Here is a 25,393-nt window from a genome sequence, read left to right as displayed (position 1 = left end):
TCGTCAGAAATCATAAGCAGAGTATTTGTTAATAAATTGAAATTCAGTACTTTAATTTACTAAATATTCTGCTTTTTTCATAATAATAAATCATCTATTTTACATCGAACTCACGTTAATTAAAACAAACCCACTAGTTCGTACTAGTTGACATACTATAACTTCTTCATATTTTTCATGAATATGTACGGTATATAAAACAACTTTAAATTGCTATTTTGATGGTATGCTGTATGCTTTATTGATAACTAATAGCACAATTAAGATTATGGACATAACATCAATTTTTGCGGTATTTGACCTAAAAGACATATTGAATTATTAAATAACAGACAAAGGATTAGATGACATCTTTTATTTTTTTAAAAATTGTAGATGTAACAACTAAAAAACCTCAATTTATAGAAACATAAATTGAGGTTTTACTATAAAATAATTGAACCTTATTTTTTCCAAATATCTTCTAATTCTTCTAGCGTTTTTCCTTTAGTTTCAGGTACATATTTTAAAATAAATAATGTTGCTAAAACACTCATTATTCCATAAATCCAATACGCAAAACCATGATTAAATTGTTCTGTTAAGTAAGAGTTGTCATTCATCATCGGGAAAGTTAATGATACCAAATAGTTAGAAACCCATTGCGCTGCAACGGCTATTGCTAAGGCTTTTCCTCTAATTTTATTTGGAAAAATTTCTGATAACAACACCCATGTTACAGGCCCCCAACTCATTGCAAAACTAGCTACATATAGCATCATAGATAGTAAAGCTCCATAACCAGAACCTTCTGCATAAAATACAAAACCTAAAGAGAACATGGCTATTGCCATACCTAAAGCACCAATAATCATTAAAGGTTTTCTACCGTATTTATCTACTGTTTTTATAGCTATAATTGTAAACAAGAAGTTTACTACCCCTACAATAATAGTCATTAACAAGGCACTATTTGTTCCTGATGAGATAGTTTTAAAAATCTCTGGTGCATAATACAGTACCACATTAATACCTACAAATTGCTGAAAGACAGATAACAATACACCTATAATAATAACCAACCATCCAAAAGACAATAAGCTTTCTGATGTACTGGTTTCATTCATAGAAGCTTCAATTTCTCCTAAAATTTCTATACCTCTTTGTTCTCCGTTTACTTTTTTAAGTACTTCTAAAGCTTCTTCTGGTTTGTTTTTAAGCATTAAAGAACGTGGAGTATCTGGCACAAAAAACAGTAACCCTAAGAACAATCCTGCAGGAATAATTTCTGAAGCAAACATCCATCTCCATCCAACTTCATTAAGCCATTCATCAGAACCACCTCCTTTAGAAATAAAATAGTTTACAAAATAAACTACCATAAAACCACCTACAATTGCAAGTTGATTGAATGACACTAATTTACCTCGCGTATCTGCAGGTGCAATTTCAGCTATATATAAAGGAGATAACATAGACGCCAAACCTACACCGATACCTCCAACAATTCTATATATAATAAAAACTGTAGAAAATGTATGATCTAGTTCTCCTATAGGTGCCAATAACATTTCTGGCATTGCAGAACCAAGAGCAGATATTAAAAATAGTATTGCTGCTAAAATTAATCCTTTCTTTCTTCCTAGTTTTTTACTAACCAATCCACCAAAAATACCACCTATAATACATCCAATTAAAGCACTTGCCACTAAAAAGCCTTTAAATGCATTTGCAGCTCCTTCTGCAAGCCCTTTAGGAGTAACAAAAAAGCTTTCTAAAGAACCAACGGTACCAGATATAACACCTGTATCGTATCCAAAAAGGAGACCTCCAAGAGTTGCTACCAAGGTTAGTTTTAATAAATATTTAGAATTGGATGATTTCATAAGATATGTTTTAGTGTAATTGTTTATATTTTAAATCTAATATAAATTTATTAGATACCTGTTGTGCATTTTGAAAAATTCTGTCAAGTCGAGTGGATTTTATGATTGAAATGAGTAAAATTTGTATCGAGAATAAGAATTTTTAGCTTATAAGTAGTTCTCGATACAATTTTTCGTTCCTCAAAATCACTCGAACTGACATTTATCTAGTTTCTGCGCCAAAATGCACAACGGGTTATTAGATATATTGATTTATTATATTTTCAAACAACTCTTGCTTACCACTAGTTAATGGTAACTCTCCATTTTCTTGAGCTATTTTATATAAATCTGTCAATGCTAATTCTCCTTTCTCAAAAGAAGCACCTTTACCAGCATCAAAAGAGCTGTACCTTTTTTCTCTTAATGAGGTATATGCAGATGATGTTAAGATTTTATCTGCTGTAATTAAAGCTCTTGCAAAGGTATCTGCTCCACCTATGTGTGCTAAAAATACATCTTCCATGTCTGTTGAGTTTCTTCTAATTTTTGCATCAAAATTAACACCTCCTCCTTGTAAACCACCTGCTTCTAAAAATACCAACATTGCTTCTGTTGTTTCTTGAATATTGTTTGGAAATTGATCTGTATCCCATCCGTTTTGGTAATCTCCTCTATTGGCATCTATACTTCCTAACATTCCTGCTTTTGCAGCTACAGCAAGTTCATGTTGCATTGTATGTTGGGCTAAAGTTGCGTGGTTTACCTCAATATTCATTTTAAAATCTTTATCTAAACCATACTCTTTTAAGAAACCTATTGCTGTTGCAGAATCAAAATCATACTGATGCTTCATAGGCTCCATTGGTTTTGGTTCTATAAAGAAAGTTCCTTCAAATCCTTGAGCTCTAGCATAATCTCTAGCCATAGTTAAAAACTGCGCCATATGATCTAACTCACGCCCCATATCTGTATTTAATAGAGACATATAACCTTCTCTACCACCCCAGAATACGTAATTTTCTCCACCTAATTTAATAGTAGCATCTAAAGCTAATTTTACTTGACCTCCTGCTCTTGCAACTACATTAAAGTCTGGATTTGTTGAAGCCCCATTCATATAACGAGGGTTAGAAAAACAATTTGCTGTACCCCATAGTAATTTTACACCACTTTCTGCTTGTTTTCCTTTAATGTAATCTGTTATTGCATTTAATCTTGATTCTGATTCTGAAAAAGTTGCTCCTTCTTGTACTAAATCATAGTCATGAAAACAAAAATAATCAAAACCCATTTTATTAATAAACTCAAATGCTGCATCTGCTTTATCTTTTGCTGCTTGAATTGGGTCTGTAGATTGATCCCAAGCGAAGTTTTGTGTTCCTGGACCAAATGGATCTGAACCTTGACCACAGAATGTGTGCCAGTATGCAATTGAAAACTTGAACCAATCTTTCATTTTTTTTCCAGCAACTACTTGCTCTGGATTGTAATATTTAAATGCTAATGGATTGTCTGATTCTTTTCCTTCAAATTGTATTTTATCTATTCCTTTAAAATATTCTGTATTTGCCATTTTTTAAATGTTTATATGGGTATTTAATGTTATTTATATGTGTTTTTGCGTTAGGGATTGAAGCATTTGTTGAAGCTCTTTTGTGTTGTTGCCTTTATGCAACACAAAAAGCGACTGCTGAAAGCCCGCCTTTACATTCTGAATGCTTTCAGAATAAAGAAACGCCCTAATGTTATTTATGTACTATAAGTTCTAGTTCTTTTTTCCAATTATTATAGGCTTCTATATATGGTTTTTTGTCTTTAAATGGCATAAATGTCATTACATGATCGTTGTCCATAATTACTTTTCCGAAAGATTTGAAATCTCCTTTGTGCAAATTAGCTGCTCTTGCTGCACCTATTGCCCCTGTTGTATTGTATATTTCTATTTCTTGTTCTATAAGTGTTGCTACTGTATTTGCAAATATTTCTGACCTAAATAGGTTATCATTACCTGCTCTTATAACTGTAGGTTTTATACCGTCTGAAGTTAAAATTTCCATACCATAAACAAATGAAAAAGCAATACCTTCTAATGCAGCTCTACACATATGCCCTTTGTGGTGGTTGTTTAAATTCATGTTTACAATACGGGTACCAATTTCTTTATTGTTTAGCATTCTTTCTGCTCCATTACCAAAAGGAATTAGGCAAACACCATCTGAACCTACAGGTATTTGAGAAGCTAAATTATTCATTTCCTCATAAGAAGATACTGCTAGGTTATTTAACAACCAGCGGTATTGAATTCCAGCGCCATTGATGCATAACAACTTACCAATGTTTATTGCTTTTTCTTTACGATAATTTACGTGTGCAAAATTATTAACACGCGAACTTTCTTTGGCAGATAAACTATCTGTTACTGCATAAACAACACCAGAGGTACCTCCTGTTGCAGCTACTTCTCCTGGATTAAAAACGTTTAATGATAACGCGTTATTTGGCTGATCTCCTGCTCTGTAAAGAATAGGCGTTTCTACTGCTAACCCACTTTCTAAAGCTCCTTTTTCATCTACTAAACCTTGTACTCCAAAAGTATCTACAATCTCTGGTACTAAAGCGGCATCTATACCATAATGCTCTAATAAAAACGTTGCTAAAGTATCATTTTTAAAATCCCAAAAAATACCTTCTGACAAACCTGAAATGGTCGTATTTATTGTATTTGAAAATTTATAAGCAATATAATCTCCAGGTAACATAAACTTATAAACCTTGTTGTAAATCTCTGGTTCATTATCTTTTACCCATTTTAACTTTGAAGCTGTAAAATTAGCTGGAGAGTTTAATAGTTGGGTAGAACACTTATCTTCACCTATTTCTGAGAACGCTTTGTTACCTGTTTCTACAGCTCTACTATCGCACCAAATAATACTTTTTCTTAAGGGGTTACCATCTTTATCAATTAACACTAACCCATGCATTTGGTAAGATATACCTACACCTTTTATTTGATTACTATTTATATTATATTGTTTTTTTAAAGATTTTATGGCATTACATATATGAAGCCACCAATCATTTGGTTCTTGCTCTGCCCAACCATTTTTTTGAGCAAACATACCCATTTCTTCTTTCGGTTCTTGTACTACTCCTATACTTTTACCAGTATCTTTTTCAACTATTGCGGCTTTTATTGACGAGCTTCCTATGTCTAGCCCTAAATAATACTTTGTCATATTTTAATTTTACACCTCTATGTTTTTTTCTCTTTGGTTAAACAGTATATTTACTATTAAAAGAGACTATGTACATCTAAAAAAAATAACTCCTAATCTGTTTTTTTACCTTTCTTTTTTTTCCTTTAGTTAACTCAAAAGGAAGAGACACTATTAAAAATAGCACCGTAATAAATTCTTTAATCTTTTCCATATTATAATTTTATTTTTTTTTATGTTACTCTTCTTTCATCCAGAAAGGTGTAACAATAAACCATAAGATTGTACCTACCAACATTAAGGTTTTAACACTATTTGCTTCTATTGTTCCTAAAAATGAAAGAATACTAGCTAGTAATATTAAAACACCTATAGAAAAAGCACTTATTGATTTTAGTATTTTCATAATTTAAGATTTTAAAAGTTTCATTAAAAGTATATATAATAAACTAGAAGCAATCCAACACGGTATTACTGCATAAGCAGGAAATACACCCTTGCTAAATATAAAGTATAGTCCTAGTGCTACTGGTGCTGCCCAAGCTAATAGGACTGACACGTTAAAACTAGAACCATTTTTATCTGCATAATCTTGCGTGAACCCCATTTTTTTTGCAAAATAGTGATTGACAAAAATCACACCTCCCATTGGCCCTAATATAGTACCATATAAACCTACAAAATCAAGTAGTTTACCTGACAATGCAGGAAAAATACCGGCTATTGTTGCTATTAAACCAGCTAAAATAACACCTGAGTAAGATTTTGCTTTGGCTGGGAATAAACTTTGAAAGGCTAAACCTGCTCTATATATTGTTGGGTTTGCCGTGGTCCAACCTGCTACAATTACACAAATAATACCTGTCCAACCTACAGCACTCCAAGCTAAAGCTCCAGGGTTTGCAGAAATATCTCCAGTAAGTTTAATTTGAGCTGCTAGCATAAAAGATGCACAAATCCAAGCCATATAGTGTCCTAAGAACATACCTATTGAAGGACCCCATCCTGCACGACTATCTTTAGCAAAACGCATGATTGATAAATCTGCCATACCAAAATGCATTGCTGCATTACACAACCAAGAGAATATTACAATTTTCCAGAAGCCAAAATCTGCCTTACCATTTATAGATTGTACTACGTCTATTCCTTTATCCCATTCTGCTAAAAGAGTCTCCCAGGAATTTACTTCCATTTGTGTTAATGCAGATAATCCACAGGCTGCAAAAACAATAATCATCCAAGGAGCAGCTATATTTGCAAATTTAGATACAGTATTATATCCTGCAGCTGCTACAATAGCCATTACTAAACCAACAATAATTACAATTACAGAAAAAGCTGGACTACTTAGACCAAAAATATTCTCTGGCACTGAAAAACTAATTCCAAAAGGAATACCAACTGCACTAGCGGAAACTGTTATCATAGCGCCTGCTAAGAAACAAAATAACACCCCGTTTACCACATTATATACTTTTACTAAGTGTTTTCCTGCAATTTTTTCTAGCTGAAAATACAAAGTTAACTTACTAGATACAGCAATAGGAGCTACTAAATATCTCCATGTAAGAATTGCTAGTATATTTCCAATTAATAAGCCTAAAGCTAAATCTTTTAAACTTGCTCCTGCTGCCAAAAATAAAGGCCCTATCATAAATTCTGTACCAGCAGCATGCTCTCCTGCGTACATTCCTAAAAAAGATTTCCATCCTTTTAATCTAGATTTAGGCACAGGTGCTCTTTCGAACTCTCCTCCTGAATTACTCTCAAGAACAAGTTCTTCTACGTGATTTTCTGCCATAATTGTATTTTAATTTAGTTAATTAGTAGTATTTGTGTCGTTTATAAACTACAAATCTTCACTCTTTTTTAAGAAGATTGGTAATAACGAAAATAGTGCAACCAAAAGCATTTTGTATCCTGCACTATGCCGCTTTAAAAAAACCTATAATTTTTACAAAGTTCACCTCTTAAAATAATAAAATTCTGTGTGAAGTATATTACTGAATTGAAGTGTTCTATTGCTAATATTTAAAAAAAATCGCGTATTTGACAGTATAAAAACTGATAAATACGCGAATAAGAAATTTAATTTACTATTTTTTTATTTCACCAAATGATCTGGAAAATCGGAAGTTTTTTCGCAACACAATTGTTCCATTACTTGTTGTAATTCTGTTTTTATTAGTGATATTGTGTGGTTTCCTCCTTTTTTACCTAATGCAGAAACTCCATACATAAATGAGCGTCCCATAAAGGTAAATTTAGCACCACTTGCCATAGCTCTTGCAACATCTGGACCTGAACGAACTCCACTATCCATCATTACCTCTATCTGATCTCCATACTTTTCTGCTATTGTAGTTAATGGTTTAATAGTAGACTCTCCAGCATCTAATTGACGACCTCCGTGGTTTGACACTATAATACCATCTAAACCTAGACGGATTGCTTGTTCAGTATCATATTCTGATGCAACACCTTTTAATACTATTTTACCTTTCCACATATCGCGAATTGGTTTTATTTTTTCTTCGTTTAATCTCCCTGAAAAGGTTTCATCCATGAATTTCCCTAATTGTTTTAAGTCTAAATTCTTAGGCATGTAAGGTTTTAAAGTTGCAAAATTTGGAATTCCGTGTTTTAACGTTTGTAAACTCCAATGCGGATGCGTAAAGCCTTCCAAAATATTCGCTAGATTCATTTTTGGCGGCATTGCCAATCCATTTCTAATATCTCTTGGTCTAAATCCAAAAGTAGGCACATCGCATAAAATTACCAAAACTGGGCACTCTGCTGCTGCTGCTCTTTTAATAATATCATCTCTCAACCTGTTTTCTGTTGGATGATACAATTGAAACCAAGCTTTACCTTCAGTCAATTCTGCTGCTCTTTCTATACTTGTTGTTGTTACTGTACTTAATATAAAAGGAATATTGTGCTCAAATGCTGCTTTAGCCAATATCTCTGGAGAGTTAGGCCACATCAGCCCTTGTAAACCTACAGGTGAAATCCCAAAAGGCGCATCATACTCAATACCAAATAATTTGGTTTTTAATGATGAACCGTGATGTTTTCTTAAATAATTTGGTTTTAATTGTACTTCCCTTAATTCTGACGTATTTCTAATTAAATTAACGTCTTCATTACAACCTCCATCTAAATACTCAAAAGCAAATTTTGGTATTTTTTTCTGCGCGCGTTTTCTTAAATCATCTACTGAAGGGTATCTTGTATCAAAAGATATTGCCATATATTTTATTTTTTAAGTTAGGAACTTCTTTCTTAAATCTTCTACTTGTTTATCATTTATAGGAACCATTTCTCCTAAAGAGTGTCCTAAAACAATAGATTTTGCACTAAATTCTGCAACTTCTAAATAATCAAAAGTTTGCAATAATTTATCTCCTGTTATAATAACAGAGTCGTTTTCTATAATTAGTGCTGTTGGGCAATTGTCTACAATCTCAGAATTATTGTTTTTTCTAAAATGATGACCATACTCAACAAAATTAATATCTTGTAAAAATATCCAGCTTTCTGGAATAGTTCTTACATTTAAGTATTCACCTGTAACTCCAAATGCCATTAAATATGGAGACTGTGTCATTATAATAGAATTTACATTTGGATTTCTATTATAAATTTCTTGATGAATCCAGGTAGCTCTACTTGGTATTTTACCAGCCTCTCTATAACCATCTTTTATCTGAACGATATCATCCAAATCTATATCCCATCTGTTTTTACCTGTTGGGGTGATGATGAAATCATTGTTTTCAAGTCGCATTGACACAGTTCCGTATGAACTAATCATCAAACCTTGTTCGCAAGAACGTTTTACAATATTACAAATTTTGAGGCGTTTTTCAACTTCATTTGGTGGATAAGAAGTATACTCCATTTCTGGTAAAACTCCTGTGGCCTGGGTTTCAAATTCGTTAATTTGCGCATCGCTTAAATACTTTGGAGTACCAATTTGAGAACCATGTAAAATTGTTTTAGCACAAAACTCTAATGCTTCAAATCTTTCATATGCGTCTGTTAAATCACTTCCACCTAAAACAGTTCCGTGATTTTCCATAATAATTGCCTTGAATCCTTTTTTAAATTCATCTGCAATGACTGTACCTAAATCTTCACTTCCAGGAATCTCATATTTAGCGTATCCTATAGGACCACAAATGTGTTTTGCCTGAGAAATAATATTTGTGTTTGGTATTTGACGAACAATACTAAAAGACACTAAAGCTGGAGGGTGAGCATGAATTACAGATTTAATATCTTTTCTTGCTTCATAAATTGCTTTATGAAAAGGAAATTCTGATGAAGGTTTATGTTTACCAACAATAGTACCGTCTTTTTTTACACAAATAATATCTGATGCTCTTAGTGAACCTTTATCTATTGCAGAGGGTGTTACCCAAATATCTCCGTTATCATCTATAATAGATATATTTCCACCAGAAGTGGTTGTCATACCTCGTTTGTAAATTCTACTAATTACTTCTGTAATTTGGTCTCTAGGGTGAATAAATTTGATATTCTTAGACATTAATTTTCTTTTTTTCTAGCAATTAAATTATTAATTTACAATAAAAGGCACATGCTTTTTTAGTGCGTAATTTTTCTTTAAAAACTTAGAATTCAATTTAGTATCAGAAATAGCAATAGCAGCACCAAGTGCAGAACCCAATGAAGCTTTTGTAGTTCTTAGTTTCATTCCACGCAAATAATGTGATAATAATTTTATATAAATATCATTGTCTGTAAAGCCTCCATCTACGTATAGTCTATCAATTTTTTGCGTATCTGCAATCCTATTAATATTCTCTACTTGTAACATTACCAGTTCTATCATTAAATGGTGGTATGCATGTTCAAAAGTGTCGTACATATAGCTTGTCTCTTGAGGCATTTTTTCGTGCTCAAAAGATTCCCATTTAAAAGAATGTTTAAAATCTTGAAGGATTTCTGAGTAAGCTTTGTAATCAAAAGCTATTGTTTTGTGATAATCTTTATTTTTACCAAATTTTTCTGATAATTTTGTTACTTGAACCTTGTATTCATTTCCTAAAAACAGTCTAGACGATTTAACTGGTTTTCCGTTAATTCTCATGTAATTAATACAGTCTGCATTAACATCATCTAGGGTTAGAGGAGTATCTACAAATGGATTTAAAGCAATACTCCAGGTACCTGTAGATACTAAAACAAAAGGTTTTTTTACACTTCTAACATAAGGTAAAAGGGCAGAAGAGCTATCATGAATACCAACACCTATTTTTACTCTTTTTCCATTATAATTCATATTTAAACTAGTTTCTGTAGAAACTATAGGAGGTAAAATCTTATGAATTTCCTCTTTATAAACCCAATCTTGGTAATCTTTCGTTTCGTAATTCCACAAGGTAGTATGGCATCCTATACTAGTAAATTCACTTAATGGAACCCCAGAGAAAATATAACTTAAATACTGAGGTAAATGAAGCGAATATTTTATTTTTTTAAAAACTTCTGGTTTAGCATATTTTATCCAATACAACTGTAAACCAGAATTTAATAAACCTGGAGATCTAGAAGAACCACTAGTTCTAATTAATTCTAAATTATCTCCATATTCTTCATAAAATTTATCTGCAATTTTAGGATCTATTTCTTTTGTGTAGTTATAAAGAGGAGCTAAAATTTCTCCGTTTTCACCTAAATGCACAAAACTAGCACCGTATGTCGAAAAATTAATTGCTTTTACCGAAAAATCTTCTGACTTTAAAATTTTATGAAAAACTTCTTTCAACCAGTTTTGTAATGCATAGATATCTTCTGTTGGATGACCATCTTCATCTTCTATCTCATCAAAAGAAGCGTATTCTTTATGAACTTCCTTAAAATCTTTATCAAAAAGAAAAAATTTCTTGTTTGTTTTACCAATATCAAAAACTGCAGTTACCTTTTTTTTCATGAAAATTTCTATAAACCAGTTGCTACTGTATTTTTACCTCTTTCTTTAATTAATTGATCTCTTACTTTTAAAGTTCTGTATGCCTCTAAAGGATTAATTGCTCCATTAGAGTCTATACGTGCTTTTTCTAACAATGGTCTTACATCTGTTCTGTATGCTCCTTGTAAAATTTCTTGACATTTTACAACGTCATTTTCTAGTTGCGCTGTTCTTAATGCGGCTTGATCTATTAATAATGCTTTAGCATATGCTTCTTGAATAGCTTCTAAAGATTGAATTAAATCTTCTAAAGGATCTTTGATGTTATGACTAGCGTCTATCATCCACGCTAAATCTGGGTTTTGAGGGTTGTTTTGCATACCATAAACCAATTCGTTAAAAATTAAGAATAAGGCATAAGGTTTAATACTCCCTACTGTTAAATCATCATCACCATATTTACTATCGTTAAAATGGAAACCACCTAACTTACCTTTTAATTGTAAAATGGACACAATTTGTTCGATATTTGAATTTGGTAAGTGATGTCCTAAATCTACTAAAGTATACGCTTTATCTCCACATCCATTAGCTAACATCAAAGAAGCTCCCCAATCTTGAATTACAGTACTATAAAAGTTAGGCTCATAAGGTTTGTATTCTACTAATAATTTCCAATCATCAGGTAACCCCTTATAAATATCTATTAAACTGTCTTGTGTATTTTGAAATGCAGTTTGAAAATTATTCTGACCAGGAAAACTAGAACCATCTGCCAACCAAACTGTTAATGCTTTAGAACCTAATTTATCTCCTATTTTAATAACATCTAAGTTATGTTGTATTGCTTGATCTCTAACTGCTTTACTTGTGTTGCTTAAAGAACCGTATTTATAACTTTCTGCAGCTCCTGCTTGATCTTGAAATGTATTAGAGTTAACCGCATCAAATTTGATATTTAAAGCATTTGCTTTTTCTTTGATAGCTGCATAGTCTGAAGGAATATCCCATGGAATGTGTAAAGATACTGCTCCTGCTGTTTGCGTTAAACTATGTAAAACACCTATATCTTCTATTTTTTGCTCTAAATTAGTTGGTTCTCCGTAAAAAGAAAAACGCCCAAAACGAGTTCCTCCTGCACCTAAAGCCCAACTTGGAATTGCGATTTGAAACTTTGCTAATTTAGCTACAATATCATTTACATCTTTTCCTTGGTTGGTTAATTTACTTGATAAAAAATCGAAGTTTTCATTATGATCTTTTACAACTTTCTGATTGTAATCGGAGATTTCTGATTGATTAATTTTCATTCTTGTATTATGTTCTTAATTAAGGAAGACTTCTATAAACCATGTTAAAATTTATAGAAGTCTTGTCTCAATTCAAATTAAATTATTTTTATTATCTGACAAATGCATTAGCCATTCCTCCATCTACATTTATAATATTACCTGTAGATTTATCTAGAATTCCTACTAAAGAGAAAACTCCGTTTGCAATATCATCTGGTGTTATAATTTCGTGAAGTAAGTTTCTTTTTGCATAAAAAGCAGGTAACTCTTCTACGGTAATTCCGTTTGCTTTAGCTCTACCTTCAGCCCAAGCTCCTTCCCATATTTTACTTCCTACGATAACCCCATCAGGATTTACTGTATTTACTCTTACTTTATCTTTAGCTAATTCTGCTGCTAACAAACGTACCATGTGTTGTTGTGCTGCTTTTGCAGTTCCATAAGCCACATTATTGGGTCCAGCAACTAATCCGTTTTTACTTGCAATAGCAATATAATCTCCTCCTAAACCTTGTTTACGAACGATAGCTGCAAATTGTTTTGCTAAATCAAACTGACCTTTTACTAAAATACTTTGTAAAATATTCCAGTCTTTGTCTGTAGTATCTGCTAAAGGCTTAGAAATTGCCAAACCAGCACTGTGTACAATAATATCTACACCGCCAAATTCTACAATTGCTTTTTTATATGCACTCTCAATAGACTCTGTACTAGTTACATCACAAACAGCGTATGTAGACACATCTCTTTTATATGTTGCGTTAGCCTCTACTAAAGCCTCTTCATTAATATCTGTTAAAACAACGTTAGCTCCTTCTGCTGCTAATTTATCTGCAATTGCCTTTCCAATTCCACCTCCTGCACCAGTAACTAAAGCTACTTTTCTAGATAATGGCTGCTCTTTAGGCATACGTTGCAACTTAGCTTCTTCTAACAACCAATACTCGATATCAAAAGCTTCTTGTCTTGGTAAAGAAGTGTATTCTGTAATTGCTTCTGCTCCTCGCATTACATTAATTGCATTGATATAAAATTCGCTAGCAACTCTAGTAGTTTGTTTGTTTTTTGCAAAACTAAACATACCTACTCCAGGATAAATAATAATTACTGGATTTGCATCTCTAATTGCAGGACTATTGTCTTTTTTACAAGTATTATAGTAATCTGCATACTCTTGACGATACGCCTCAAAAGCAGGCTCTAACTTTGCTTTTATTGCATCTGCATCAGATAAGTCTTCATTTTTATCTAACGTTAAAACTAAAGGTTGAATTTTAGTTCTCAAGAAGTGATCTGGACAAGAAGTTCCCATTGGAGCTAGCCTTTCTAAATCGTGACTATTAATGTATTGCATTACAACATCAGTATCAGAAAAATGACCTATCATTCTGTTTTCAGAAGAACACAAACCTCTTAATAACGGCATTAATTGAGCTGCTTTTTCTAAACGTTCTTCTTTCGGTAAGCTTTCAACTTTTTGACCACCAAAAACCTCACCTTGTTCTTTTAATTTTTGCTCTATGTACTCAGAAGCCATTTCAATAACTTCTAAACTATTCATGTAACACTCGTAAGAAGTATCTCCCCAAGTAAATAAACCATGACTACCTAAAACAATACCTCTAATTCCAGGATTATCAGCTAAACATTTTTCCAATTGCAAACCTAAATCGAAACCTGGTTTTTGCCAAGGCACCCATCCCATAGTATCTCCCCAAATTTCTTTGGTAACTTTTTCACTATCTTTTGCTGCTGCCACAGCAATTAATGCATCTGGATGTAAGTGATCTATATGAGCAAATGGTAATAAACCGTGTAATGGTGTATCTATTGAAGGCGCTTTACTATCTAAATCATAAATACAATGATTAAACAAACCTACCATTCTATCTTCATCATGTAAACCTTGGTAAACATTTTTTAGATCACGTAGTCTGTTTGTATACAAACCTGCAATTCCTGAGCGAGTTAACGTTCCTATGTCTCCACCAGAACCTTTAACCCACATTACCTCAACATCTTCATTTGTTAATGGGTCTTTTTCTATCGTTTTACAACTAGTATTTCCTCCTCCGTAGTTGGTAATTCTCAAATCAGCTCCTAGGATATTTGAACGGTATAAAAATAGTTCAACTTGGTTGTCACCTAAAGAAGAAGCTTTCTCCTCATCCCATAAATAATCAACGTATTTAAAACTTTTTGTAATTTCTTTCATTATTTGTTAGTCATAAGTTTATAAATCAAAATTACGTTTGTAAGTAAACTTTTGTATCCTGTACTATACCGTAAATTCCAAAAATCTAGAAATTATTTTAATTAATTTTAAAAAAAAAGAAAACACAAAGTCCTTAAAACCCTTTTAAACACTGATAAAATTAACTTTTATTTAGTATATTAACTAAACCTAAATCTATTTGAATATCGTTGGTGTATTTATACCACTTTTATTAAATTTGATATTTATAAGTTTAGTTATAAAATTAGGATAAATGTTTTAGTATGGACATGATGAAACTCATAAAAATAGATGAAAACTCAAGGGTACCTAAATACCAGCAGATTATAGATTCTATCATTTACAATATTTCTTTAGGCAATTTAACGATGGATCAAAAAATCCCATCAATAAATATGTTTAGTGAAGAGTTTTATTTATCAAGAGATACTGTAGAAAAAGCTTATAGTATTTTAAAAGAACGTAACATTATTACTTCTATAAGAGGAAAAGGATTTTATATTTCTAGAACCAAACTTATATCTAAGGTTAATATTCTATTTTTAGTTAATAAATTAAGCTCATATAAACTAAGAATTTACAATCATTTTATAAATAGTATTGGCGGTAATTCTCATACAGATTTACATATTTATCATTGTGATGAAACTTTATTTTTAAATCTGTTAGATAAAAATAAATCTGCCTATGATTATTTTATTGTAATGCCTCATTTTAAAACAGAGAATCTAACACATGTTAGTTTTACTGATAAAGTCTTAAAAGCCTTAAAAAAAATACCAGAAGACAAATTAATTCTCTTAGATAATATAAAACCAGACTATAAAGTTAAAGGATCTGTTATATACCAAGATTTTGAAAATGACATTTATTCTGCTCTTGTAGAAGGCTTAACAAAAATAAAAAAATATAAAAAAGTAATTTTAGTTTATCCTGACAAATCTGTCTACCCTTATCCTCGAAGAATTTTACATGGTTTCAAAAAGTTCTGTATAGAATATAAATTGGATTTTGAAATCATGAATGAAATTTATGATGATATGATTTTGAAAAAAGGTGACTTATTTATTACAATCGAAGAAGTAGATCTCGTAAACTTGGTGAAACAGGTTAGAGAAAACGAGTACTCTATAGGTAAAGAAATAGGTATTATTTCTTATAATGAAACTCCTTTAAAAGATCTACTTGGTATTACCGTTATGTCTACAGATTTTAAAATAATGGGAGAATCTGCTGCCAATATTATTTTAAACAAAAAACAAGAAAAAAAGAAAGTGCCTTTCAATTTTATTATAAGGAATTCTTTATAAAATTTATTTTGTTTTTAATAGGTTCTTATTTGAATACTAGATGGGTTTCTTACTGAAATCTTATTTGCTAATTTAGTGAGTTTACCTGTGATTTCATCTCTTCTAAAAATTACAATTGCATTAGAAAACATATTTGCTACTATTAAAAATTTACCTGAAGGATGGATAGCAAAGTTTCTTGGATGCTCTCCTCCTGTAGATTGATGATTTACCAAACTCAATGTTCCGTTTATCTTATTAATTGAAAAAATAGAAATACTATCCTCTTTAGGACCACGATTTGATGCATAAAGAAATTTACCATCTGGAGAAATGTGTATATCTGCAGTTCTATAAATTTCTTGTTTTTGTTGATAAGACGGGTAATCTGCGATAAATTCTAAATTTCCGTTTGTGTAGGAATACGCGTTTATTTTACCACTCAATTCATTTACTAGGTACCCAAAGTTACCATTTGGGTGAAAAGAAAAATGTCTTGGACCACTACCTAATTTTGTTTTGATTTCTTTTTGATTTTGGAGTGAAGCAGAACTATTTTCTACTAACACATTAAATCTTCTTATTTTATCTGCTCCTAAATCATGAGCAAATACATATTTTTCATCTGGCGAAAAACTCGCTGAATGAATATGAGACGATTTTTGCCTACTTTTAATGATACTACTGTCTTTAAATTGCATGACCTGACTGTTTTCTGCTAAACTGCCATCACTATTTATTTTAAACATGCTTAAACTACCATCTGAATAATTTGAGTTTATCAAATAGCTACCTGAGCTATCTATTTCTAAATGAGCTGGATTTAACCCTCCACAATCTCGAATATTGAGCAATTCTATTTTGGCATCAACAGCATCTACCTTAAATGCTGCTACCCTACCATTTTTTTTCATTTGACTATCTACAACTGAATACAAGTATTTACCATTGGACGATAATTTTAAAAATGAAGTATTTCTATAATCTGAAACCACAGATTTTAATTCTGTTTTACCTGAGTTATCGTCAAAATCGTACACATAGATTCCTTTTCCTGGTTTTTTGTCTGTAAAACTTCCCACAAAAAGTAGCGTTTTCTTTTCTTTTTCATTTTTACATTCAGTAAAAAATAAGCTTACTATTATCAAAATAAAAAGCAGGTTAAATTTGTTAGAAATCATTTTTTGATGTTTTTAGAGACTCTTTTATTTGTAGAAATATGTTTTTTTATTTGAATTCTATAAGTATTTTAAACTATACCTATTATATCTTTAGCTCGTTGTGCATTTTGACGCAGAAACTAGATAAATGTAAGTTCGAGTGATTTTGAGTAACGAAAAATTGTATCGAGAACTATTTATAAGCTAAAAATTCTTATTCTCTATACAAATTTTACTCATTTCAATCATAAAATCCACTCGAATTGACAGAATTTTTCAAAATGCACAACAGGTACCTTTAATATCTTGTAAATTTAATAAATACTTATTTATATAATTTATTTGAAGATTATATCCTCACTAATTACAAGTAATTAATTCACACCTTAAAAACTAAATGTAACATATTAACCAGAGACCATTTAAACCCTTTGCTGATTATGAATTAAAACTAATGAATCTGTTACTTATAACTATTTGCTAATTCTTGTTTTGTTTTTAAAGCCGCTCTCATTGCTTCAAGTACAACCTTATTACTGCCATCTGCTACTATATTTTTATTTTCTTTAGGATCTTGTTTAATATTGTACAACATCTCTTCTCCATTTTCAAATAAAGAGTAGGTAAAATTTTCTCTTACAATTGCGTCAGCCTTTTTAAATCGTGCATAAACATTTTTCCTAAACGATTGTTTAGGATCGTCTAAAACCGATGTAAAACTTTTTCCCATAATATAATCTGGTGCTTTAATATTAGCTAAGTTGCAAATAGTAGGATAAATATCTACACTTTCTACCATAGCTTCGGTATGTTGTCCTTTAGCTTTTCCTGGTACTTTTACAATTAGTGGAACTTGTAATGCATTATGTAAGGTATTGTGTTTTCCCCAAAACTCGTGCTCTCCTAAATGCCAACCGTGGTCGCCCCATAATACTACAATCGTATTTTCTGCCAAACCAAGCGTTTCTAATTCTTTAAGCACCTCACCAACCATTTGATCTACATAACTCACACAAGCATAATACCCATGACGCATCATTTTATGAAACGCTTCCGTATTTGGTTTATAATCACCAAAACTATAGCTCTTAAATTCGCCACTACCTCTTAATAAACTAGGCGCATTTTCAGGTAAATAACGGTTGTCTGCAATCTCTATTGAATCTCTATCATACATATCCCAATATTTCTTTGGGGCATAAAACGGCATATGAGGACGAAAAAAACCACAAGCCATAAAAAAAGATTCTCCTGATTTTTTAAAACGACGTAAATCTTTAATCGTTTTTTGTGCAATCTTATAATCTGGATATGCGCTGTCCTCAACATCTGGTGCTTCATACACACGCCCATTACCAGATTTCATTACTACATTGTTAGTTGTAGGGTCATAACTTACACGATGACCTCCTTTTGGCATCCATGGGTTTTCGCTCCAACTTGCTTCCTGAACATCTTTATTGTAATGAAAAATCTTTCCGTTTGAAATACTAGTATAACCAGCTTCTTTAAAAAGACTTGGTAATGTTTTTGCATTTGGTACGTCTTCTTGCGCCTTTGCTCTATAATCTATAAAACGATTTTTTGTAGGTAAAATACTTGTTAATAAACTAGCTCTTGAAGCACCACAAACAGGCACATTACAGTAGGCACGATTAAAAACAACAGCTTCTTTTGCAAATTGATCTATGTTTGGTGATTTTACTTGTGGGGCGCCATAACAACCTAATTCGGGTCTTAAATCGTCAATAGCAATAAACAATACGTTCATTGGTTTTTGACTTTTGTCTTGAAGCTCTTGTTTATTTTGAGCAACTACAGTTTTTTCTTTTGGTTTACATGCTACTATAAGCAACAGTAAGCTACAGGTGTATATTAAAATCTTATTCATCTTCTTTGGTTACCAGTGTTTTATAAAAATATAATCGGTATCTTTTAATGTATTCTTTATCGAATCAGGAATTTTTCGTCTAGGTGTATCTTGATCTAATTTAAAACCGCGCTTGCCTTTTGCGGTAATTAAAGGCATATTTCCTATGTTTTCATTAAGAAAATCGCCCTGAGCTTTCATCCAACTAAATAAGTCCTTTTTCAAAGTTTCTTTAACAGCTTGTAATTCTGGGTTATTTGCTAAATTCTTTTGTTCGAAAGGATCATTTTTTAAATCGTAAAGCACCTCCAATGGTTCGTTTTTAAATTTAGTAGCACCACGTTTTATAAAATAATCTACATTCGGTTTTCCAGTTAAATTTTTATCTAAAACTTCAATTGAATTAAAGTTTCGTATGTACTTATAACGTGCATTACGTATCATTCTAGAAGGAAAAACTTCAGAATTTAAGATATTCTGATTGGTTCTTACGCCATACACATATTTATTTACTGATACATCTTTACCTTCTAATATGGGTAAAAAACTAGTACCATCCATATCGCCAGCTAATTCCCCTCCTGCAATTTTTATAAAGGTTGGCAAAACGTCGGTATAATGAATCAACTGATTTGAAGTAGATCCTGGTTTAATTACTTTTGGCCAACGCGCTACAAATGGCACTTTTAAACCAATATCTTTTACCGTAAATTTACCTGAAACCCCGTGATCTGCACTGTAAATAAATAATGTATTATCATCTAAATACTCATCTACCAATTTTAAAACACCTTCTATTTGTGTGTTATCTTCTTCAATACTTCTGTAATACCCTGCTTTCTTTTTTACAAAAGCTTTGTCATTTTTTTTATCCTCATTAAATGGGAAAAACTTAATAGCTTCTGCTTTTGGATTTTCAACATCAAAATACTTTCCATGTGGGTATTTTGAAGTGATAAACATACAGAATGGTTTTTTGGTTGATTGGAAATAACTTTCTATGCTATCTAAAGGAATATAATCTCTAGGCACACCCTTTTTAGGAACTGGTTTCCATTCTCTATCCCACTGATATACACTCGCTGGTTTTACGTGACTTTTACCAGCCAGAACAACTTCGTAGCCCAATTTTTTCATTCTAGAAGTTACACTTTCAATATTGGGTCTTGTAGCTGTATGGTTGGCAAAACAACCATTTTTAACAGGATAATTTCCTGTAAAAAGTTGCGATCTACTAGGTGCACAAATAGCCTGTGCTGTAAATGCATTGGTAAATAACATACCTTCTGCTGCCAAACGATCTACGGCAGCAGTATTTACTTTTTCATTGCCATAACACCCATAATCATATACATCTTGGTCATCTGCTAAATAAAAAATTAGGTTGGGTTGATTCTCCTTTGTTTGTGTTGCATTTGTTTTAGAAATAGCTTTAGATGTTGTATCCGTTTGTTTTACGCCAGAACATGCTGCTAGTAAAATTGAAGCACATAGTATTGGGAATAAAAGTAAGTTTTGTTTATTCATTGTCTTTGCTACTTATTTTTTATATGTTTTTACCCCATCCTTTTTTGGAAAAGGTACATTTTCTCCATTTTTTACCCAAGTTCCTGTAGGTGCATTGTTAGCTTTTAACCATGCCAACATATCTGCATTCATTTGTAGAGCGATTTCCATTTCTTTGGATGTAGGATTCTTTAAAACATTTCTTTTTTCAGAAATATCTTTTGTGATATTATACATTTCAAATACTTCAGTTTCATAAAAATAAAACAACTTAAAATATTCTTCTCCTACTCTTGTTTGAATTAATGTTGATGGCGAAAAACGTTCATCCATATATCCTGGAAGATGCCAAAACAAATTATTTCTTGAGATTCTTTTTGCTTCTCCTGTTAAAACTTTTGCAAAAGAAGCTCCATCAAATTTAGGTTTACTACCATCTTTCTTTTTTAATTTGGTAATATCTACATCAGCTAAATCTGCTAAAGTGGGTAAAAAATCGATGCAATGAACGGCTTGATTGGTTACTGAATTTTCTTTTATCACATTTGGATATCTGAAAATTAAAGGCACTCTAAGACCACCTTCTGTTAAATTTCCTTTTCTACCTTTTAAAGGATTATTTTCTCTTAATCCTCCATTATCAGAATAAAAAATGAAAATAGTATTGTTGGTGATATCATCAGAAAAATCACCATCTCCATTTGGATCTTTTAAGGCGTCATTTATTTTTCCTACGTTTTGATCTAACAACTCAATCATAGATGCATACTCTGCTGCTCTAGGGTTCAATCCTTTTTTTAGATATTTTTCCGTTAAATCTTTTCTACCTGTCACTTTTGTGTGTACAGCGTGAAAAGGCACATATAAAAAGAAAGGATTTTGGTCGTTTGCTTTTTCTTTGATATAATCTACAGAGAAATCTCCAATGGCATCTGTAAGATGTTTTGGAGTTCCTTTTAAAAGAGCTACATCTCCTTGAGAGTGGTAAGGCTTTAAAGTTGTGTTGATGTATTCATCATCATAAGGATTTGCATATTTATCTACAAACTCCGAATTAAATGTCCATCCTTTTTTATCAGAATTTAAGGCTAAATAAAACTTTTTTGTTCTTTTTCCGTTAATAGGAGCTGCTACTATATGATGAATATCTGCTGGTAAATCAATTCCATAATCGCCCACTAAAGGATGTGGAGTTCCGTGACTTTTACCTACTAAAGCAGTTTGATATCCTTTTGTTTTTAGTACATCAAAGATATTGATACCCTCTTCTGCAATTACCTTTTTTTGCTTGAAAGGCTCAATAAGTACATTTGGAAACCCTTTGGTTCTTTTGTCTTGTCTTTTTAAAGAACCCACATTATACACCTGATTATCTCCACCAGTAGCATATTGTCCGCTAATTAAAGCCGCTCTTGATGGGGCACAATTTTGATTGGTATAGGCATTCGAAAAAGACATTCCTTGTGTTGCCAATTTATCGATTACAGGAGTTTCATAAATTTTAGAACCGTTGTTTTTATTTGTATTTCCTGTACTTACATCTACCCAACCTAAATCATCTGCAAAAATTAATACAATATTGGGTTTTGCTATTTTTTCTTTTTCAGATTGAGAGAAAGTCAATAATGGCAGTAATACCAGAACATTTATTATAATCTTTAAAAATAGACTCATACTTGTTTACTTTGGTTTGATTATAGAAATTTACAATTGTGATGATTGTTTTATAGTTTGACAAATTCCTAATAAACTCTAGTATCAAAAATTGCAATTTTACTAGATTTTAAGACTTAGCAAAAATGACAAAAAATTTTCTACCTTAAAAAATAAGATAGAAAATTTATCATCAGTAGTGTATTATCAAATTAATTAAACAATACTTTTTTGTGGGTATTGTTTAATTTTATAATGTACATGCCATTTGAAAAATTAGAAACATCTATAGTTTTTCCATTTCCAGACAATACTTTAACTCCTCTTACATCGTAAACTTCCCATTTTTTTGAGTCATTATTTTTTAACGTAAATATTCCATTAGAACTAGGGTTTGGATATACAGTAAAAGTATTGTTTTGAAAACTACTATCTGTAGATAACGTTTCTTGAACAAAAGTTGCTTCAATATTTAAGTTACTACTTATTGTTATATTTAATGGATTATCTGTACTTACAATATCTCCTGTCCAACCTTGAAATATCCAACCTTGATCTGGCACAGCACTCAAGTTAAACTTTTGTCCCGCAAAAGAAGTTCCGCTAGCATAATTTAGCAAACCTTGACCTTCTTTTGTTATGGTAATATCAAATACATTTTCACTATCCAAAGGAATAAATTCTATTTTATCAAACACAATACTACCAGTGCTTACTCTTTCGTAAACCTTGAACTCATTAATAATTCCAGACCAATGTGACCAATTGGTTAAATCTACATCTATAGTATGCCATTCATCATCATTAGGAATAGTTATTTTTTTTCTTCCAGCAGCAAATTCTGTACCAGGTACATTTGCGGCCATTTGGAGGGTAGAACCTTCAGTATTATTTTTAACAACCAGTCTTAGTGTACTATACAAATCAGAATCTATATTTAAACCTGTAATTGCGGCCATAGGAAATACAAAACCACTTGAATAATTTAAGGTTAATTTATCATCATCGGTATTTACTGTCATTCCAGAGCTAACTGCAGTCCAAGGTGAAAAGTCTTCTGTATTTGTCCATACTACCGTTGCAGGAGTAATTGTTTCTACGAAATAATCTTCAGTTCTAAACTCAAATTTTTCAAAAGCAAAAGAACCTAACTCTGTTGTTGTATTTATTTTTGACCCTACACCACCATCTTCTCTTGGAATTGTTACAATACTTTTCCAATCTGTATATTCGTGTGGATTTGGATTAGTGTAAGCTTCATAAGCCACCAAACCAGCTTCAGTCAAAATTCTATCAGCAGATCCTCTATTATTAAATCCGCTTTTTACATATCCTAATCCAGCGTTATCTTGTAAAAAATTCTGAAGTTTATTATTAGTTTCATCATATGACAAGCTTCTGTAATAAAGTGTTGTACCAGCAGGTAATTCAGAATCAAACTCCACATTTACCGTTTCATTAGTTCTGTAAGTTAATGAACTTCCGTTGTAATTATAAATTAAGATATCGTACTCTGCAGCGGTTTCGTTTTTCGCAAAAAAGGCATCTATATCATTACTCGAAGTATTAGGAATTCCAGAAACATCAGAAGCATAATGTATTTTACCATTCATTGAATTTAGTGCTGTTATTGCTGGAGGATCTTGTGAACCTGTTCTATTACCCCATCTGTAAATTAAGTCTAAACCTTTGTCTTTATTTTTATAATAAATATTAGAAAAAGACAATTCCACTATTTCTGCGTGAGTTGTTTCTGCGTTAATAAACCCTCTTCCATCAGCTCCATTCATAGTTGTTACTGTTGCATATTCCATCAAATCTATAGTAGCATTGCTATTCCATTTAGGATGATTTACCAAACCTCCAAAAAGCTTGTCAAATTTGGTTCTCATATTACGTAAATTACTGTTACCTATAATTACATAATCAGATATTCCCCAAAAATCATATCTTAAATTATTATCAAAAGCATAGGTTATTAAATCTTCTGCAAAAGAGGCAAAAGGTTCGCCTTTATAATTTAAAACCGTTCCGTTTTTAAAAATAAAATCTGGAGCTCTTGTGTGTAACCCTACAATTGCCTCTGGCAAAACAGCCCTAATGGCTTGTTCTGTATTTTCAAAATGTTCAATAAAGTCTTGTTTGGTTCCAAACCAATGATCTGGTGTTTCTATCTCAGAACCAATTCTAAATCGCCAAGACAAAACTTGCGTTTCTCCATAAGTTTCTACTAATTTGGTCATTAAAGCTTTTATATAATCATGATATGCTTGTTTGTCTGCTGGAGGTAAAGAGTTTCCATAAATAGAAATTTGTTCATCTTCACGAAAATTTACATTATCTCTAGTTCCTGTAGGAATAAATGTATAGCCATGTTGAAATGCCCATGAAGGTTGATCTAATACTATTTGAAGAAGTTCTGTTTGAGAATTAATAATTTTATTTATTCGATCTATAAGTGGTTCAAATCTATACACATATTTATTGTTAATAGAGTCATATAAACAAGTGTCGAAATCTAAATCTTTTACATCTTTTCCATCAACAACTTTTTTAATACCTCCTATCATTCTAACCGTGTTCATTTTAAGACCTGGGCGAATATTAGAACCATTTTTTGGACTAATGCGGTTGGCAACAGACCATATGTTATGTAAAGGTTCATTTTGCTTAGCATTATCTGTAAAGTCTGTAGATAATGTAACTTGAGCTTCTAATCCTATAAAAATAAAAAGTGATAGAACTAAAATTAATTTTTCTTTAGATACCATTTGTATACGTGTTTATAACTTCATTTTAGCTTATAAATAAGCTGAAAATTTTTGTGTTTTGGAGCAATTTACAAACAATCTTTATAAATACTATCATGTAGAGTCTTGACGAATTTTTAATTATTTTTTTCTATAAAAAATCATTAACCGAAGTAAATAAGCAACTTACTACTTATTACTTAGTGTTTTTAATAAGCAAAAAATATAATTTAATTCCTTTTTTTCTGAAAATTTACTTTTTTTTATTATTGTATAAATTTTATCCAATCTAATTGTAAAACACTATTCTCTGTAGCCTTAAAAATTACATTTATTATTATTTTTTGTATTCTTTATCAAAAAATAAATTCTCATTTTTTTTATCCTTTAATCGTTTTCAAAACGATAGTCTAAAAATTCCAACAAACAACTCTGTTTTACGTTTTATTCAATAAAATTTTAATTTTATTACACTAAACATATACTACTTCGTTGTTTTTTATTTAATAAATGAACTTTCCTGAAATAGGTTGACTAAAAATTAATCAATTAATTATAGTCACTTATGAAAACAAAAAAAGAACCCTGGCGAAAAAGAACCTATCAAAAAGTAACCTTAGAAACTAAAATT

16 protein-coding genes are annotated in these 25,393 nt (G+C 31.4%); 1 reads left to right on the top strand and 15 read right to left on the bottom strand.

The genetic code is table 11. From position 1 onward, the window contains the following. Positions 1-443 precede the first annotated feature (443 nt). From xylE to DUT90_RS00220, 10 genes are all read right to left on the bottom strand, one after another. Positions 444-1,865, bottom strand: a complete 1,422-nt coding sequence (gene xylE, locus DUT90_RS00260) for a D-xylose transporter XylE (protein ID WP_114424711.1) — start codon at positions 1,863-1,865, stop codon at positions 444-446. 238 nt (positions 1,866-2,103) lie between these two features. Further along, complete coding sequence (gene xylA, locus DUT90_RS00255; protein ID WP_114424710.1) at positions 2,104-3,420, bottom strand: xylose isomerase; 1,317 nt, start codon at positions 3,418-3,420, stop codon at positions 2,104-2,106. Positions 3,421-3,592: 172 nt separating this feature from the next. Next, positions 3,593-5,083, bottom strand: coding sequence for a xylulokinase (locus DUT90_RS00250; RefSeq protein ID WP_114424709.1), 1,491 nt, complete (start codon positions 5,081-5,083; stop codon positions 3,593-3,595). A 217-nt stretch (positions 5,084-5,300) separates the two neighbouring features. Then, positions 5,301-5,468 (bottom strand): hypothetical protein, encoded by a 168-nt coding sequence (locus DUT90_RS13285; protein WP_181858106.1) that lies wholly within the window; start codon positions 5,466-5,468, stop codon positions 5,301-5,303. A gap of 3 nt (positions 5,469-5,471) precedes the next feature. Next, a complete protein-coding gene (locus DUT90_RS00245) occupies positions 5,472-6,866 on the bottom strand; it encodes a cytosine permease (RefSeq protein WP_114424708.1) in 1,395 nt (464 codons plus the stop codon). A gap of 303 nt (positions 6,867-7,169) precedes the next feature. After that, positions 7,170-8,318 (bottom strand): alpha-hydroxy acid oxidase, encoded by a 1,149-nt coding sequence (locus tag DUT90_RS00240; RefSeq protein ID WP_114424707.1) that lies wholly within the window; start codon positions 8,316-8,318, stop codon positions 7,170-7,172. 12 nt (positions 8,319-8,330) lie between these two features. Continuing rightward, complete coding sequence (locus DUT90_RS00235; protein WP_114424706.1) at positions 8,331-9,620, bottom strand: class II aldolase/adducin family protein; 1,290 nt, start codon at positions 9,618-9,620, stop codon at positions 8,331-8,333. 30 nt (positions 9,621-9,650) lie between these two features. Further along, on the bottom strand, positions 9,651-11,027 hold the full coding sequence (locus DUT90_RS00230) for an FGGY-family carbohydrate kinase (RefSeq protein WP_114424705.1): 1,377 nt from the start codon (positions 11,025-11,027) through the stop codon (positions 9,651-9,653). Positions 11,028-11,035: 8 nt separating this feature from the next. Beyond that, positions 11,036-12,316: a sugar isomerase gene (locus tag DUT90_RS00225; RefSeq protein ID WP_114424704.1), complete on the bottom strand. Its 1,281-nt coding sequence runs from the start codon at positions 12,314-12,316 to the stop codon at positions 11,036-11,038. A 91-nt stretch (positions 12,317-12,407) separates the two neighbouring features. After that, on the bottom strand, positions 12,408-14,513 hold the full coding sequence (locus DUT90_RS00220) for a bifunctional aldolase/short-chain dehydrogenase (RefSeq protein ID WP_181858105.1): 2,106 nt from the start codon (positions 14,511-14,513) through the stop codon (positions 12,408-12,410). Positions 14,514-14,803: 290 nt separating this feature from the next. Between DUT90_RS00220 and DUT90_RS00215 the strand changes: the two genes are divergently transcribed. Beyond that, positions 14,804-15,844 carry a GntR family transcriptional regulator gene (locus DUT90_RS00215; RefSeq protein ID WP_114424712.1) on the top strand — a complete coding sequence of 347 codons (1,041 nt, stop codon included), beginning with the start codon at positions 14,804-14,806 and terminating at the stop codon, positions 15,842-15,844. Positions 15,845-15,858: 14 nt separating this feature from the next. On the opposite strand, the gene DUT90_RS00210 is transcribed toward DUT90_RS00215, so the two are convergent. The 5 genes from DUT90_RS00210 to DUT90_RS00190 form a co-directional block, all read right to left on the bottom strand. Further along, the gene (locus tag DUT90_RS00210) at positions 15,859-17,004 is read right to left on the bottom strand and encodes a lactonase family protein (protein WP_114424703.1); all 1,146 of its coding nucleotides are present in this window, start codon (positions 17,002-17,004) and stop codon (positions 15,859-15,861) included. A gap of 442 nt (positions 17,005-17,446) precedes the next feature. Next, positions 17,447-18,874, bottom strand: coding sequence for a sulfatase (locus tag DUT90_RS00205; protein ID WP_114424702.1), 1,428 nt, complete (start codon positions 18,872-18,874; stop codon positions 17,447-17,449). Positions 18,875-18,883: 9 nt separating this feature from the next. Then, positions 18,884-20,380 (bottom strand): sulfatase, encoded by a 1,497-nt coding sequence (locus DUT90_RS00200; protein ID WP_114424701.1) that lies wholly within the window; start codon positions 20,378-20,380, stop codon positions 18,884-18,886. Positions 20,381-20,392: 12 nt separating this feature from the next. Beyond that, on the bottom strand, positions 20,393-22,033 hold the full coding sequence (locus DUT90_RS00195; protein ID WP_114424700.1) for a sulfatase-like hydrolase/transferase: 1,641 nt from the start codon (positions 22,031-22,033) through the stop codon (positions 20,393-20,395). Between the two features lie 191 nt (positions 22,034-22,224). Further along, a complete protein-coding gene (locus DUT90_RS00190) occupies positions 22,225-24,783 on the bottom strand; it encodes a T9SS type A sorting domain-containing protein (RefSeq protein ID WP_114424699.1) in 2,559 nt (852 codons plus the stop codon). Positions 24,784-25,393: the final 610 nt, after the last annotated feature.

Source organism: Polaribacter sp. WD7 (assembly GCF_003335085.1).
Taxonomy (GTDB): Bacteria; Bacteroidota; Bacteroidia; order Flavobacteriales; family Flavobacteriaceae; genus Polaribacter.
Note: the sequence above shows the minus strand (reverse complement) of the source record. Positions and strands in the feature narration are given on the sequence as shown.

What these genes read in the sequence shown, in the direction of transcription:
- xylE (WP_114424711.1), bottom strand. Translation starts at nt 1,865, where the DNA reads ATGAAATCATCCAATTCTAAATATTTATTAAAACTAACCTTGGTAGCA.
- xylA (WP_114424710.1), bottom strand. Translation starts at nt 3,420, where the DNA reads ATGGCAAATACAGAATATTTTAAAGGAATAGATAAAATACAATTTGAA.
- DUT90_RS00250 (WP_114424709.1), bottom strand. Translation starts at nt 5,083, where the DNA reads ATGACAAAGTATTATTTAGGGCTAGACATAGGAAGCTCGTCAATAAAA.
- DUT90_RS13285 (WP_181858106.1), bottom strand. Translation starts at nt 5,468, where the DNA reads ATGAAAATACTAAAATCAATAAGTGCTTTTTCTATAGGTGTTTTAATA.
- DUT90_RS00245 (WP_114424708.1), bottom strand. Translation starts at nt 6,866, where the DNA reads ATGGCAGAAAATCACGTAGAAGAACTTGTTCTTGAGAGTAATTCAGGA.
- DUT90_RS00240 (WP_114424707.1), bottom strand. Translation starts at nt 8,318, where the DNA reads ATGGCAATATCTTTTGATACAAGATACCCTTCAGTAGATGATTTAAGA.
- DUT90_RS00235 (WP_114424706.1), bottom strand. Translation starts at nt 9,620, where the DNA reads ATGTCTAAGAATATCAAATTTATTCACCCTAGAGACCAAATTACAGAA.
- DUT90_RS00230 (WP_114424705.1), bottom strand. Translation starts at nt 11,027, where the DNA reads ATGAAAAAAAAGGTAACTGCAGTTTTTGATATTGGTAAAACAAACAAG.
- DUT90_RS00225 (WP_114424704.1), bottom strand. Translation starts at nt 12,316, where the DNA reads ATGAAAATTAATCAATCAGAAATCTCCGATTACAATCAGAAAGTTGTA.
- DUT90_RS00220 (WP_181858105.1), bottom strand. Translation starts at nt 14,513, where the DNA reads ATGAAAGAAATTACAAAAAGTTTTAAATACGTTGATTATTTATGGGAT.
- DUT90_RS00215 (WP_114424712.1), top strand. Translation starts at nt 14,804, where the DNA reads ATGATGAAACTCATAAAAATAGATGAAAACTCAAGGGTACCTAAATAC.
- DUT90_RS00210 (WP_114424703.1), bottom strand. Translation starts at nt 17,004, where the DNA reads ATGATTTCTAACAAATTTAACCTGCTTTTTATTTTGATAATAGTAAGC.
- DUT90_RS00205 (WP_114424702.1), bottom strand. Translation starts at nt 18,874, where the DNA reads ATGAATAAGATTTTAATATACACCTGTAGCTTACTGTTGCTTATAGTA.
- DUT90_RS00200 (WP_114424701.1), bottom strand. Translation starts at nt 20,380, where the DNA reads ATGAATAAACAAAACTTACTTTTATTCCCAATACTATGTGCTTCAATT.
- DUT90_RS00195 (WP_114424700.1), bottom strand. Translation starts at nt 22,033, where the DNA reads ATGAGTCTATTTTTAAAGATTATAATAAATGTTCTGGTATTACTGCCA.
- DUT90_RS00190 (WP_114424699.1), bottom strand. Translation starts at nt 24,783, where the DNA reads ATGGTATCTAAAGAAAAATTAATTTTAGTTCTATCACTTTTTATTTTT.